Origin of the sequence: Actinomycetospora cinnamomea (assembly GCF_003096675.1) — a bacterium.
GTDB lineage: Bacteria > Actinomycetota > Actinomycetes > Mycobacteriales > Pseudonocardiaceae > Actinomycetospora > Actinomycetospora cinnamomea.
The window spans coordinates 281,904-295,727 of record NZ_QEKW01000001.1 but is presented as its reverse complement, the minus strand read 5'-3'; the positions used below and the strand labels follow the sequence as shown (position 1 = coordinate 295,727).

12 protein-coding genes are annotated in these 13,824 nt (G+C 75.2%); 11 read left to right on the top strand and 1 reads right to left on the bottom strand.

The genetic code is table 11. From position 1 onward, the window contains the following. Nucleotides 1-28 precede the first annotated feature (28 nt). From C8D89_RS01455 to C8D89_RS01435, 4 genes are all read left to right on the top strand, one after another. Nucleotides 29-1,393 (top strand): MATE family efflux transporter, encoded by a 1,365-nt coding sequence (locus C8D89_RS01455; protein ID WP_116706844.1) that lies wholly within the window; start codon nt 29-31, stop codon nt 1,391-1,393. 153 nt (nt 1,394-1,546) lie between these two features. Continuing rightward, nucleotides 1,547-2,119, top strand: coding sequence for a DUF222 domain-containing protein (locus C8D89_RS01450; RefSeq protein ID WP_165825497.1), 573 nt, complete (start codon nt 1,547-1,549; stop codon nt 2,117-2,119). 480 nt (nt 2,120-2,599) lie between these two features. Continuing rightward, nucleotides 2,600-3,511: an HNH endonuclease signature motif containing protein gene (locus C8D89_RS30030; RefSeq protein WP_243417696.1), complete on the top strand. Its 912-nt coding sequence runs from the start codon at nt 2,600-2,602 to the stop codon at nt 3,509-3,511. A 338-nt stretch (nt 3,512-3,849) separates the two neighbouring features. After that, entirely contained in the window at nt 3,850-4,572 is a 723-nt protein-coding gene (locus tag C8D89_RS01435) for a hypothetical protein (protein WP_116706280.1), read from the top strand. A gap of 5 nt (nt 4,573-4,577) precedes the next feature. Here C8D89_RS01435 and C8D89_RS01430 read toward each other — a convergent pair whose 3' ends face one another. Further along, on the bottom strand, nt 4,578-5,846 hold the full coding sequence (locus tag C8D89_RS01430; RefSeq protein WP_243417694.1) for a geranylgeranyl reductase family protein: 1,269 nt from the start codon (nt 5,844-5,846) through the stop codon (nt 4,578-4,580). A gap of 116 nt (nt 5,847-5,962) precedes the next feature. On the opposite strand from C8D89_RS01430, the gene truB reads away from it, so the two are divergent. The 7 genes from truB (at nt 5,963) to dapB (ending at nt 13,768) form a co-directional block, all read left to right on the top strand. Next, a complete protein-coding gene (gene truB / locus C8D89_RS01425) occupies nt 5,963-6,916 on the top strand; it encodes a tRNA pseudouridine(55) synthase TruB (protein ID WP_116706278.1) in 954 nt (317 codons plus the stop codon). 56 nt (nt 6,917-6,972) lie between these two features. Then, nucleotides 6,973-7,923 (top strand): bifunctional riboflavin kinase/FAD synthetase, encoded by a 951-nt coding sequence (locus tag C8D89_RS01420; protein ID WP_116706277.1) that lies wholly within the window; start codon nt 6,973-6,975, stop codon nt 7,921-7,923. A gap of 123 nt (nt 7,924-8,046) precedes the next feature. After that, a complete protein-coding gene (locus C8D89_RS01415; RefSeq protein WP_116706276.1) occupies nt 8,047-8,490 on the top strand; it encodes a helix-turn-helix domain-containing protein in 444 nt (147 codons plus the stop codon). Between the two features lie 173 nt (nt 8,491-8,663). Next, complete coding sequence (gene rpsO, locus C8D89_RS01410) at nt 8,664-8,933, top strand: 30S ribosomal protein S15 (protein ID WP_116706275.1); 270 nt, start codon at nt 8,664-8,666, stop codon at nt 8,931-8,933. A 289-nt stretch (nt 8,934-9,222) separates the two neighbouring features. Beyond that, nucleotides 9,223-11,631: a polyribonucleotide nucleotidyltransferase gene (locus C8D89_RS01405; protein WP_116706274.1), complete on the top strand. Its 2,409-nt coding sequence runs from the start codon at nt 9,223-9,225 to the stop codon at nt 11,629-11,631. Between the two features lie 110 nt (nt 11,632-11,741). Beyond that, on the top strand, nt 11,742-13,034 hold the full coding sequence (locus C8D89_RS01400) for a M16 family metallopeptidase (protein ID WP_116706273.1): 1,293 nt from the start codon (nt 11,742-11,744) through the stop codon (nt 13,032-13,034). After that, a complete protein-coding gene (dapB, locus tag C8D89_RS01395; RefSeq protein WP_116706272.1) occupies nt 13,031-13,768 on the top strand; it encodes a 4-hydroxy-tetrahydrodipicolinate reductase in 738 nt (245 codons plus the stop codon). The genes C8D89_RS01400 and dapB overlap by 4 nt, the downstream gene beginning before the upstream one ends. The last annotated feature ends 56 nt before the right edge of the window (nt 13,769-13,824 follow it).

The following is a 13,824-nucleotide window of genomic DNA, read 5'->3' as shown; positions in this document are numbered from 1 at the left end:
GGTGGGCCATCGCAGACACTGAGTGTCCGTGACGCCACACGCTCGATCGCACGCCGACGCCGACCCGGGGGCTCGCCGGGTCCTCGCACTGGCGTCGTCGGCGCTCGTCGTGCTGGTGGCCGAGCCGCTCTACCTGCTCGTGGACACGGCTGTCGTCGGGCACCTCGACGGGGCGGGCGGAGCGACGGGAGCGCAGGCAGGCGTGCCGCTCGCCGGTCTCGCGGTGGGCGGGGTGGTGCTGGCGCAGGTCGCGAGCCTCGGCACGTTCCTCGCGTACGGCACCACGGCCCGCGCCGCGCGCCACCACGGCGCCGGCGACCGTCCCGCCGCCGTCGCCGAGGGCGTCGCCGCGACCTGGATCGCGTTGCTGGTGGGCGCGGCCGTGGTGGTCGCCGGGTGGCTGACGGCGCCGTGGCTCGCGACGCTGCTCGGCGGTGGGGGAGCGGTGGCCGACGCCGCCACGGGGTGGCTGCGGATCGCGGTGTTCGGGGCGCCGGGCATCCTCGTCGCCCTGGCCGGCCACGGCTGGATGCGCGGGGTGCAGGACACCCGCCGGCCGATCGTCATCGTGCTCGCGGGCAACGGGCTCTCGGCGCTGGCGTGCCCGCTGCTCGTGTACGGCGCCGGTCCGGTGCCGGCGCTCGGACTCGAGGGCTCGGCGGTGGCGAACGTGGGCGCCCAGGCGATCGTCGGGGTGCTGTTCGTCGGGGCGCTGGTGCGTGAGGGGGTCTCGCTGCGACCCGTCCCGGCCGGGATGCGCGCGCAGCTCGGCCTCGGGCGTGACCTGCTGCTGCGCAGCCTCGCGTTCCAGGCCTGCTTCCTGTCGGCGACGGCGGTGGCGGCGCGGTTCGGCGCGCCGTCGGTGGCCGCGCACCAGATCGTCCTGCAGCTCTGGATGTTCATGGTCACGGTGCTCGACGCGCTGGCCATCGCGGCGCAGTCGCTGGTGGGGGCGGCGCTCGGGGCCTCGTCGGTGGGTTCGGCGCGGCGCGTGAGCGGGCGCGTGACCCGCTACGGCCTGGTGCTCGGGGTCGTCGCCGGGCTGGTGTTCGCCGCGACGGCCGGGGTGCTGCCCGGGGTGTTCACGCCCGACCCGGCGGTGCGTGACGTCGTCCCGCAGGCGTGGTGGTTCTTCGTGGCGCTGCAGCCGGTCGCGGCCTACGTGTTCGCGCTCGACGGGGTGCTGCTGGGCGCCGGGGACGCGGCCTACCTGCGACTCATCACCGTGGGCTCGGCCATCGGCGCGTTCCTGCCGATGATCTGGCTCTCCCTGGCCCTGGACTGGGGTCTCGTGGGCATCTGGGCCGGCCTGACCCTGTTCATCCTCGCCCGCGCCGTCGCCGTCGGATGGCGCGTGCGCGGCGAGGGATGGGCGGTGACGGGGGCGGCGTGACGGGGGTCCCTGAGCACGGGACGGCGGGTCGGCGGATGGGGCGGCTGTGCAGCGAGGGACGCCCTGGCTGCGTAGGAGGCGGTAGGGGACGCCCTCGCTCCACCCGCGTCCTTGATCGACATCGGTTGTCGGGGGTCAGGTCTAGCGTCCTGGGTGAGCATCGACCAGGGCCTGCCGGTCGGCGACGTGGTGGACGTCGCCGATCTGGCGGGGTTGGCGCCGGGGGCGGTGTTGGTCGAGGCGTTGGAGGGCATCGACCCGGGTGGGTTGGAGGGCGCGGAGTCGGTCGAGTACCTGCGGGCGTGTGCGCGGGCGCGGAACCGGGCGGTGGCGCGGTTCCTGACCGCGGTGCACGAGGTGGGGCGCGCGGAGGACGGGACGCGCACGCGTCGAGCGGTGGTGGACGAGTTCTCCGGTGACGAGGTGGCGCTGGCGCTGGGTTGGTCGTGGGCGATGGCGCGGCGGTGGCTGGAGCTGGCCGACGATCTGCACCGGCGGTTGAGCGAGGTGCAGGCGGCGTTGGCGTCGGGGGTGCTCGACGAGGGCAAGGCGCGGGTGTTCTCGGAGTGGACGCGCGACCTGTCCGACGATCACGCGCGGGCGGTGTGTGCCGAGGTGTTGCCCGAGGCGCAGGAGTTGCCGGTGGGGGCGTTGATCGAGCGAATCCAGCAGGTGTCGGCGTCGATCGATCCCGACTGGGCGGCGCGGCGGGAGCGGCGGCGGTGAGGCGAGCGCGGGTGGTGGCCTCGCGCAACCCGTCGGGGACGGCGAACGTGGCGGGCTGTGATCTGCCGATGACCAGCGCAGTGGCGATCATGGCGCGGGTGGACGCGCTGGCCGCGGCAGTGCGTCGGGGTGGGGTGACGCGGCGGATGAACTGGCTGCGACGCGGGTGTACGAGCGGCTGCTCGACGGTTTCGCCGCGGGCTGACCGACGAGGCCCTGGTGCCGCTGCTCGTCGCCGACCTCGGGGCGCCCGACGAGGACGACGCTCCACCCGACAGCCCGACGCCGGGCCCGGACGGCGGCGGCCCGGACCTCGGCGGCCCCGACGGTGGTGGGCCCGACGGTGGTGGGCCCGACGGTGGTGGTCCCGATGGCGCGAGGCCCGAAGACGGCCCCGACGGCGGCGGCCCCGATGCTCGTGACCCCGCTGACGACTCGGATGCTGCCGACGCGGACGCAGGCGGAGTCTCTGCCGGCGCCGTGGACGCTCCCAACGATGCCTCGCCCCAGGACGCGGACGACGACAGCGAGCCGGTCGTGTGCCCGTCACCGCGGCTGGGCGGGATCCGGGAGGGCACGGTCGAGGTGCGGGTGCGGTTGTCGACCGCGTTGGGGCTCGACGATCTGCCCGCCCAGGTGCCCGGATGGGGCACGGTGCTCGCCGGCACCGCCCGCGAACTGCTCGAGCGCTATCGCAACGGCGAGTGGCGGATCGTGGTCACCGACGACAACGGCCGGCTCCAGCGGGTCCTGCTGGCGCGTCGCCGACCCCGACCGCCCCCCCGACCACCCGGCCCCCGCCGGGACACCGACCGGCGGGGGCGCGGCAGGCAGGCGATCGTCGAGCTGGCGGCTCCGGCGACGCTGCTGGCGGCTCTGGCTCCCGACGACCACGGCGCCTGGGACGGGCTGTTGCGCGAGCTGCAACGACGCCTGGTCGAGGCGGTCGGATCCGGCGGCCCGCCCGACCGGGCGGCCACCGCTGAGCAGGCCGCGCGGCGGCGTCTGCTCGCCGAGGTCGACCGGTGGGTGCGGGTCCGCGACCGCCAGTGCGTCGTGCCGGGGTGCCGGCGGCCGGCCCACGCCGGCGATATCGACCACACCGTCGACCACGCCCGCGGCGGGCCGAGCGTGTCGTGGAACGCCGGCGTGTACTGCCGCCGTCACCACCTCGCGAAGCACGAAGGAGGCTGGCGGGTGACCCAGCCCTCGCCGGGCCGGTTCCACATCACCACCCGTGCCGGCGCCCGCCACGTCGTCGAGCCACCCCGGATCCTCCAGCCGCTGCCCGCGCCGCGCCCCGCCCCGCACCCCCGGCCCCTGCCTGAGCGCGAACAGCACGACGGGTACGACGACGACGGCTTCGGGCTGCTCGACCCGGCGCCCTACTGACGAGCCGGCCCGGGTGCTCGTGCCCCAGGCGTTGGACGGTCGCCCGTGGCGTCACTTCCTGGTGCAGCCGGACGCTCAGCGCGGACGCCTCGCCCATCGGCACCTGCTGCCGGTCGGTGAGGACCGCTGGGAGGCCCAGCTGCTGCTCCGCGACCGGCTCCGCGCCGACCCGTGCCTCCGCGCCGAGCACGCCGCGATCAAGGAACGAGCGGCCGCGGGGGCACCCGGACGATCGGGAGGCCTGAACGGAGGCCGAGACCGAGGTTCGCGACCGCGTGGTGGCCGTGCGCTGACGCAGCGGCGCCACCACTGTCGGGGGTCGGTGCTCTCCTGTCCCCATGCGGTGGGACGCGCACGTGGAGGGGTGGCTCGACGGCGTGCTGGCGGCGTTGCGCGCCAGCGGCCTGGCGGGGCTCGTCGAGCAGACGGTGGCCCGGGTCTGGGAGCGCAACGTCGACCGGTACGACCCCGTCGTCGCGGGCGACACCGCCACCTCGTTGGGCATCACGTCGTCGGAGAACATCCGCACGCTCCTGCTGCGCGAGGACGTCGACGCCTGGGCCTCCCGCGGCGTGCTGATCACGTCGGTGCAGCAGGCGCTGGTCCTGCGTGCCGGCAAGCGTCGCGTCCTGCTGATGAAGGCGCCCGACCGCCGGCTCGATCCCGAGGGGCCCGGCGAGCTCGACTGGACGGGCACGCGCTGGGACGGAGAGAGCGACGTTCGCCGCCTCGCCGCGCTGGACAACGCCGCGCGCTACGAGCCCCGCCTCGAGCACCAGGCGGGCCAGACGTGGTGGACCGGCCTCGTGCCCGGCGACGCCGACCACGACCCGGACCGCCTGCACCACCTCGTGCTCGTGTGGAGCGGCGACCCGGTCCGGGCGACGACGGTGGGCTGGCTCGGCGTGCCCTACGCCGGCCCGCCGGGAACGCCTCCCTGGCTCGCCGCGGTCGAGGTGTGGCACCACGGTCCCGAGGACGTGCCCCGCCCGCCGGAGCCCCTGATCGCCGTCCCGCGGGCCCGCGTGGCGCCGGAGCGCGTCCAGCGGAGCCCCCGGTGAGGCCGTCAGCCCGCGGCGGCCGCGGGACGCAGGTCGGCGGCGGGGAACGGGGGCAACTCGTCGCGCCCCAGGGACGCCCGCCCGGCGGCCCGCCAGGCCCGGGCCACGACGTCGGCGTCCTCCTCGGTGACGAGGTTGCCCATGACCCGCAGGGCCACCGTCATCAGCGCCCGCGAGCGCATGCCCACCGGCCCGGCCAGCGGCAGCAGGCGCGGCACGGTCAGCAGCTTGGCCAGGCGCCGGGCGATCGAGAACGCCGAGCCGTAGTGCGCCCGCAGCGTCGCGGGCCAGGCCAGGGAGAGGTCGTCGTCGCTGCCGAGCAGGCCCGCGACGGTCCGTCCGGTCTCCAGGCCGTAGTCGATGCCCTCGCCGTTGAGGGGGTTGACGCAGCCGGCGGCGTCGCCCACCAGCGCCCAGTTGCGCCCGGCGACGCCGGAGACCGCACCGCCCATCGGCAGCAGCGCCGACGCGACGTCGCGGACCTCGCCCTCGAGCTGCCAGTCCTCGCGGCGCTGGGCCGCGTAGTGCTCGATCAACGACCGCAGCCGCACGTTCGCGGGCCGCGCCTCGGTCGCCAGCGTGCCGACCCCGATGTTGACGTGGCCGTCGTGCAGCGGGAACACCCAGCCGTAGCCCGAGAGCACCTCGTCGCCGGCGCCCCGCAGCTCCAGGTGCGACGAAATCCACTCGTCGTCGTGGCGCCCCGAGCTCACGTAACCCCGGGCGGCCACCCCGTACGCGGTGTCCCGGTGCCACACCCGCCCCAGCACGCGCCCCAGCGTGGAGCGGGCGCCGTCGGCGACGACGAGACGCCGGCAGGCGAGGGTGGTGGTCTCGTCGCCGGTGGCGAACACGACGCCGGACACCCGGTCGCCGTCACGGACGACGTCCACGGCGCGGGCCCCCTCGAGGGGCTGCGCGCCCCGCTCGAGGGCCGCGGTGCGGATCCGGGCGTCGAGCTCGGTGCGTGCCACCGCTCCGCCGTACGCGGGCAGCGACCCGCCCGGCCACGGCAGCTGCAGCAGCTGCCCGAACCCGGCAGCGCGCAGCCCCCGGTTCGTGCCCCGCCCGCGCACCCAGTCGCCGAGGCCCAGGTGCTCCAGCTCGGCGATCGCGCGCGGGGTCAGCCCGTCACCGCAGGCCTTGTCGCGGGGGAAGACGGCGGCGTCGGCGAGGACGACGTCGTGGCCGGCGTCGGCGGCCCAGGCCGCGGCGGCCGACCCGGCGGGGCCGGCGCCCACGACGAGGACGTCGGTGCGCGTCGGGGAGCTCACGCCCCCAGGATGCCTGCTCCGTCCGCGCGCGGCCCGATCACGAGAGACGGAGCACCGCCGAACGCTGCAGAGAGCGGCGGAGCCCGACCCCGGGACGGCGGGCATGATGGCCCGCCGTGTCCGGAGAAGGTCGGCAGGGACAGCAGGGTCGGCAGGGTCGACAGCGGCGCGAGCCCCCACCGCCGGGGCTGCTCGTGGTGGACAAGCCCGCGGGGTGGACGTCGCACGACGTCGTCGGGCGCGTGCGCCGGCTGGTGGGCACGCGCAAGGTCGGGCATGCGGGCACGCTCGACCCGATGGCCACCGGGGTGCTCGTGCTCGGGGTGGAACGCGCCACCAAGCTGCTCGGACACCTGGCGCTCGACACCAAGAGCTACCTCGCGACCATCCGGCTCGGGCTCGCCACCACCACCGACGACGCCGAGGGCGAGCCGCTCGGCGAACCAGCCGACACCGCCGACGTCACCGAGCCGGCGATCGCCGCCGGCGTCGCGGCACTGACCGGCGAGATCGCCCAGGTCCCGAGCAGCGTCTCGGCGATCAAGGTCGACGGCCGGCGCGCCTACGAGCGGGCCCGGGCGGGCGAGGAGGTCCGGCTCGAGGCGCGTCCGGTCACGGTCGGCCGGTTCGACGTCCTCGCGTCGCGCACGGAGGGGCCGTTCTGCGACCTCGACGTGCTCGTCGACTGCTCCTCGGGCACCTACGTCCGGGCGCTCGCCCGCGACCTCGGCGCCGGGCTGGGCGTCGGCGGGCACCTGACGGCGCTGCGGCGCACGCGGGTCGGGCCGTTCACGCTCGCTCACGCGCGCACCCTGGCCGCGCTCGCCGCCGAGCAGGAGGAGCACGGCCGGGCGGCGCTCTCGCTGGACCTCGACGCCGCCGTGGCCACGGCGTTCCCCCGCCGGGACGCCGACGCCGACGAGGCCGCGGCGCTCGCCCACGGCCGCCCCCTGTCCGCGGCGGGCACCGCGGGCACGGTCGGCGTGTTCGGCCCGGACGGGCACGTCATCGGGCTGGTCGCCGACGACCGCGGCGCCGCGCGCCCGGTGCTGGTGCTCGCGCCCGCCTGACCGACGCCCGTATGACCGATCGGCGGGCGCGCGGCCACCGCCCGTAGGCTCCCCGCGTGCAACGCTGGCGGGGACTCGACGGGGTGCCGTCGGGCTGGGGTCGGTGCGTCGTCACGATCGGCGTGTTCGACGGCGTCCACCGCGGCCACCAGCAGCTGATCAGGCGGGCGGTGGAGTACGGGCGCGAGCTCGGCCTGCCGACGGTGCTGATCACGTTCGACCCCCACCCGGCGTCCGTGCTGCGGCCGGGCACCCACCCGGCGCGCCTGACCTCGCTGACGCGGCGGGCCGAGCTGGTCGCCGAGCTCGGCATCGACGCCTTCTGGGTGCTGCCGTTCACCACCGACCTCGCGCGGGTGGCGCCCGACGAGTTCGTCCACGAGCTGCTGGTGGACCGCCTGCACGCGGCGATGGTCGTGGTCGGCCGGAACTTCACGTTCGGCCACCGCGCCGCCGGCGACGTCGCGGAGCTCGAGCGCCTGGGCCAGCGGTTCGGCTTCGCCGCCGAGGGCGTCGACCTCGTCACCGAGCCCTTCGGCGCCGCGACGGCGGGTTCGACGGTGACGTTCTCGTCGACCTATGTGCGCGCCTGCATCAGCGCCGGTGACGTCCGCGCCGCGGCCGAGGCCCTGGGCCGCCCCCACCGCCTCGAGGGTGTCGTCGTCCGCGGGGACCAGCGCGGTCGTGAGCTCGGCTATCCCACCGCGAACGTCGACTGCGGCGAGCACGCGGCCATCCCCGCCGACGGGGTGTACGCCTGCTGGTTCCACCACCGCGGGCAGGCGTGTCCGGCGGCGGTCTCCGTGGGCACCAACCCGACGTTCTCGGGCCGCGTGCGTACGGTCGAGGCGTTCGTGCTGGATGCCGACGAGGACCTCTACGGCGCCCGCGTCGCGGTGGACTTCGTCGAACGTCTGCGCGGCATGGACCGCTTCGACTCGGTCGACGAGCTGATCGAGCAGATGGACCGCGACGTCGAGCGCACCCGCGAGGTCCTCGACCTCTGAGCAGCCACGGGGAGCACCACGCGCGGCCGTCCGGTCGCATTGCTCCGAACCGGCCCCACCCCGCACGCGCGGGTGCCACCATCGCCGCCGGACGGGGAGATCCCGACGGCGCCGGGAGGGTGCGTGGAGGCCGACGCGGTGCGCCGGAACCGGGAGCTGCAGCGCCGGTTCTACGGCGAGCCACTCGGCGACCGGCTGCGCCGCCTGCTGCGAGCCCTCGGGATCTCCCAGACGGTGCTGGCCGACGCGCTCGGCCTCAGCCCGCCGATGCTCTCGCAGCTCATGAGCGGGCGGCGCGCGAAGATCGGCACGCCGGCGGTGCTCGGGCGCCTCGTGCTGCTCGAACAGCGGGTCGCGGCGGGGGAGGCGCGGGACCCGACGACCGTCGCCGCCCTGCTCGCCGAGGTGCGCGCCGCCGAGCCGCGCGCGCCCGGCACGTCCCACGACCGCTCCTACGACCTCCTGCGCACCGTCGCCGGCCCGGACGAGCTGGCGCGGGCCGCGGACACGCTCGACGGCGGCTTCCCCTCGCTGGCGAGCCTCCTGCGTCGGGCCGCGGGCCGCTGATCGGGGCAGACGACGCCTCGGTACACTCGGGGGGAACGTGCCTGGCTGCGGTCCGTGGCGGCCGGGCGGCGGGTGATCTCGATCCCCGCGAACGTGCGACGCCCGTGACGGGCGACCCGTCCAGCGCCGCCGGTCGACACGGCACCGATGAGACAGACAGGAGCACCACCCCCGTGGCACTGACCACCGAGCAGAAGAAGGCGACCCTCGCCGAGTACGGGGTCCACGAGACCGACACCGGGTCGCCCGAGGCGCAGGTCGCGCTGCTGACGCAGCGCATCGTGCGGCTCACCGAGCACCTCAAGATGCACAAGCACGACCACCACTCGCGCCGCGGCCTGCTCCTGCTGGTCGGTCGCCGCCGGCGCCTGCTGAAGTACGTCGCCTCCGTCGACGTGGCCCGCTACCGCTCGCTCATCGAGCGGCTGGGGCTGCGGCGCTGACCCTGCCGACGGAGTCGCACTGAACCCCGCGCCCGCCCCGCGCCGACCGGCCGAGTCGCCGGTCGGCGCGGCGGCGTGCGCACCGCAGCCACCATCACCCCGCCCCGCCGTCACCGCCCGCGAACCCGGGGCGCCCGCGCGTCGGCCGGTCCTCGGTAGTGGCCCCCGGACGACCCCAGAGAGATCTGGACTGCCGTGGGCTTCGATCGAAGACCGCTCGTCGTCCGCCGCGTCGCTGGGGGGAGCCGTGGACGGGATCCGGTGGGGCTCCTGAGGGAGGAACCCACCCATGACCGAGAACGCTGCCACATCCAACGAGGGGGCCGTCCACGAGACCACCGCGGTCCTGGACAACGGTGCCTTCGGCACCCGCACCGTCCGCTTCGAGACGGGCCGGCTGGCCCGCCAGGCGGCCGGCGCCGTCGTCGCCTACCTCGACGACGACACCATGCTCCTGTCCGCCACCACTGCCTCGAAGCGGCCGAAGGACAACTTCGACTTCTTCCCGCTGACGGTGGACGTCGAGGAGCGCATGTACGCCGCGGGCCGCATCCCCGGCTCGTTCTTCCGCCGCGAGGGCCGGCCGTCCACCGACGCGATCCTCTGCGCGCGTCTCATCGACCGCCCGCTGCGCCCGACGTTCACCTCGGGCCTGCGCAACGAGGTCCAGGTCGTCGTCACCATCCAGAGCCTGGACCCGAAGGACCCCTACGACGTCCTGGCGATCAACGCCGCGTCCGCGTCCACCCAGATCTCGGGCCTGCCCTTCGACGGCCCCATCGGCGCCACCCGCGTCGCGCTGATCCCGCAGTCCACCGGCGACGCCCAGTGGGTCGCGTTCCCCACCTGGGACCAGCTCGAGGGCGCCGTGTTCGACATGGTGATCGCGGGCTCGGTGACCTCCGACGGCAGCGACGTCGCGATCGCGATGGTCGAGGCCGAGGCCACCGACCGGGCCGTCGAGCTCATCGGTGACGGCGCGCAGGCGCCCACCGAGGACGTCGTCGCCGCGGGGATGGAGGCGGCCAAGCCGTTCATCCGCGCCCTCTGCGACGCGCAGAAGGAGCTGTACACGGCGGTCGGGACGGTCACCAAGGACTACCCGACCTTCCCGGCCTACCAGGACGACGTCTACGCCGCCGTCGAGTCGGCCGTGGGAGACGAGCTGGACCGCGCCCTCTCGATCTCCGGCAAGCACGAGCGCGAGGACGCGCAGGACGCCATCAAGGACCGCCTGGTCTCCGAGCTGGCCGAGAAGTTCGAGGGCCGCGAGAAGGAGATCGGCGAGGCGTTCCGCGCGCTGACCAAGAAGGCGATCCGCCGGCGCATCCTGCGTGACGGCTTCCGCATCGACGGCCGCGGCACCACCGACATCCGGCCGCTGGCCGCCGAGGTCGAGGTCGTCCCGCGGGCGCACGGCTCGGCGCTGTTCGAGCGCGGCGAGACCCAGATCCTGGGCGTCACCACCCTGAACATGCTGCGCATGGAGCAGTCGATCGACTCGCTGACGCCGACGTCGACCAAGCGCTACATGCACCACTACAACTTCCCGCCGTTCTCCACCGGCGAGACGGGCCGCGTGGGCTCGCCGAAGCGCCGCGAGATCGGCCACGGCGCGCTCGCCGAGCGGGCGCTGGTGCCGGTGCTGCCGACCCGCGAGGAGTTCCCCTACGCGATCCGGCAGGTGTCCGAGGCGCTGGGCTCCAACGGCTCGACCTCGATGGGGTCGGTCTGCGCCTCGACGATGTCGCTGCTCAACGCCGGTGTGCCGCTGAAGGCGCCGGTCGCGGGAATCGCCATGGGCCTCGTGTCCGGCGAGGTCGACGGCGAGCAGCGGTTCGTCGCGCTGACCGACATCCTCGGCGCCGAGGACGCGTTCGGCGACATGGACTTCAAGGTCGCCGGCACCAAGGACTTCGTGACGGCGCTGCAGCTCGACACCAAGCTGGACGGCATCCCGTCCGAGGTGCTGGGCAAGGCGCTCACGCAGGCCCGCGGCGCCCGCCTGGCGATCCTCGACGTCATGGCCGAGGCCATCGACACCCCGGACGAGATGAGCGAGTTCGCGCCGCGCATCACCACGGTGAAGGTGCCGGTCGACAAGATCGGCGAGGTCATCGGCCCGAAGGGCAAGATGATCAACTCGATCACCGAGGAGACCGGCGCCGACATCTCGATCGAGGACGACGGCACGATCTACGTCGGTGCGGCCGACGGCCCGAGCGCCCAGGCCGCGATCGACAAGATCAACGCGATCGCCAACCCGCAGCTGCCGAAGATCGGGGAGCGGTTCCTGGGTACGGTGGTCAAGACCGCCGCGTTCGGCGCCTTCGTCTCCCTGCTGCCGGGCCGCGACGGGCTCGTGCACATCTCGAAGCTCGGCGGCGGCAAGCGCATCGGCAAGGTCGAGGACGTCGTCAACGTCGGCGACAAGCTGCGCGTCGAGATCACCGACATCGACAACCGCGGGAAGATCAGCCTGATTCCGGTCAAGGAGGAGGACGCCGCCGCCGGCAACGGCTCGGCGGGTTCCTCGGCCCCCTCGGGCCCCTCGGGCCCCTCGGCCCCCTCCGACTCCGCCGGCGACGGCTCCGACGCCCCGGCCGACGGGGCCCAGTCCACCCCGGCTGCCCCGACCGGGCCGGCCGCCACCACCGGCGCCGTCACCGGCGCCATCGGGGGCGCGTCGCAGGGGTGACGCGAGACAACAGGGGGAGCACGCCGACAGGGCAGCGGAGCTCGACCATCGGGACCGCTCTCGACACTCCGCGCCCCGGCGAGCAGGTCACCGAGCACCCGGCCCCCGGAGTGGCACGCACCGTGCTGCCCGGGGGCCTGCGGGTGGTCACCGAGCACGTCGCCGGGGCGCGCTCGGCCTCCGTGGGCCTGTGGGTCGAGGTCGGCTCGCGGGACGAGCCGGCCGTCGGTGCCGGGACGCACGGCGCCGCGCACTTCCTCGAGCACCTGCTGTTCAAGGGCACGCGGCGCCGCTCGGCCCGGGCGATCGCGGAGGAGATCGACGCCGTCGGCGGCGACCTCAACGCGTTCACCGGCAAGGAGCACACGTGCTTCTACGCCCACGTGCTCGACCGCGACATGCCGCTCGCGGTCGACGTGCTCGGCGACGTCGTGCTCGACGCGGTCATGGCGGCCGAGGACGTCGAGCTCGAGCGTGACGTCGTGCTCTCCGAGATCGCCGGGCGTGACGAGGACCCCGAGGACCTGCTGGCCGACGACTTCGACGCGCTGCTGTTCGGCGCGCACCCGCTCGGGCTGCCGGTGATCGGCACCGAGGAGTCGGTGGTGGGCATGACCCGCGACCGTCTCGCGGACTTCCACGCCCGCCACTACGTCCCGTCCCGCTCGGTCCTCGCGGTGGCGGGCAACGTCTCGCACACCGAGGTCCTCGACGCGGTGGCCGCGGCCTACGGCTCGCGGGCGTCGGGGCCGGGCGAGGCGTGGCACCGCATCCCCGGCGACGCGCCGGCCGGCCCCGCCGACCGGCTCGCCGTGCGCGACGAGGACACCGAGCAGGCCCACCTCATGCTCGGCGTGCCCTCGCTGCGGCGCGCAGACCCACGGTGGCCGGCGCTGCAGGTGCTCTCGACCGTGCTGGGCGGGGGCATGAGCTCACGGCTGTTCCAGCAGGTCCGCGAGCAGCGGGGGCTGGCCTACTCGGTGTACTCGGCGACCACCGGCTACAGCGACACCGGCACCCTCGCGGTCTACCTCGGCTGCGCGCCCGAGCGTCTCGGCGCCGCGGCAGCGGTGGTGCGAGACGAGCTCGGCGACCTCGCCGCCCACGGCATCACCGACGCCGAGCTGGCCCGCGCGCGGGGGCAGCTGCGCGGCGAGCTGGTGCTGGGTCTCGAGGAGACCTCGTCGCGCATGCACCGTCTCGGGCGTCGCGAGCTCGACCACGGTGGCCTCGAGCACGGAGGAGACCTCGCCGGCACGCTGGAGCGCATCGACGCCGTCGGCGCCGCCGACGTCGCCGCGCTGGCGTCGACCCTGCTCACGGGCCCCCGCGTGGCCGCGGTGGTCGGCCCCTACGGTGACGCCGACGAGCTGCCGGGCGAGGTGCGGGAGATGGTGGAGTGAGTATCAGGGTCGGCGTGCTGGGCGCCCGGGGCCGCATGGGCTCGGAGGCGTGCGCCGCCGTCGAGGGCACCGACGACCTGGAGCTCGTCGCCCGCGTGGACATGGACGACGACCGCGACGTCCTGCGCGGCGCCGACGTCGTCGTCGACTTCACCCACCCCTCCGCGGTGGTCGACAACCTGCACTGGTGCGTCGACGCGGGCCTGCACGTGGTGGTCGGCACGAGCGGGGTGGGCGAGGAGCTCCTCGACGACGTCCGCGGCCGCCTGCGGCCCGGCCAGGCCGTGCTGGTCGTCCCGAACTTCGGGATCGGCGCGGTGCTGATGATGCGTTTCGCGGCCCAGGCGGCCCGGTTCTTCGACTCCGTCGAGGTCGTCGAGCTGCACCACCCGCGCAAGGCCGACGCCCCGTCGGGCACGGCGACGCGCACCGCGCAGATGATCGCCGCCGCGCGCGCCGAGGCGGGGCTGGGCCCCGGACCGGACGCCACCACCCACGACCCCGACGGCGCCCGCGGCGCCCGGATCGACGGCGTCCCGGTGCACGCGGTGCGCATGGCCGGGCTCGTCGCGCACCAGGAGGTGCTCCTGGGCTCCGAGGGTGAGACCTTCACGATCCGCCACGACTCCCTGCACCGCAGCTCGTTCATGCCGGGCGTCCTGCTGGCCTGCCGCCACGTGGCCGACCACCCGGGCGTGACCGTCGGCCTCGACGCCCTCCTCGACCTCGACTAGCCCCAGCCGACCTCCGCCAACGGAGGTGGCACACGGGTGTGCCAGCAATGCGGCTT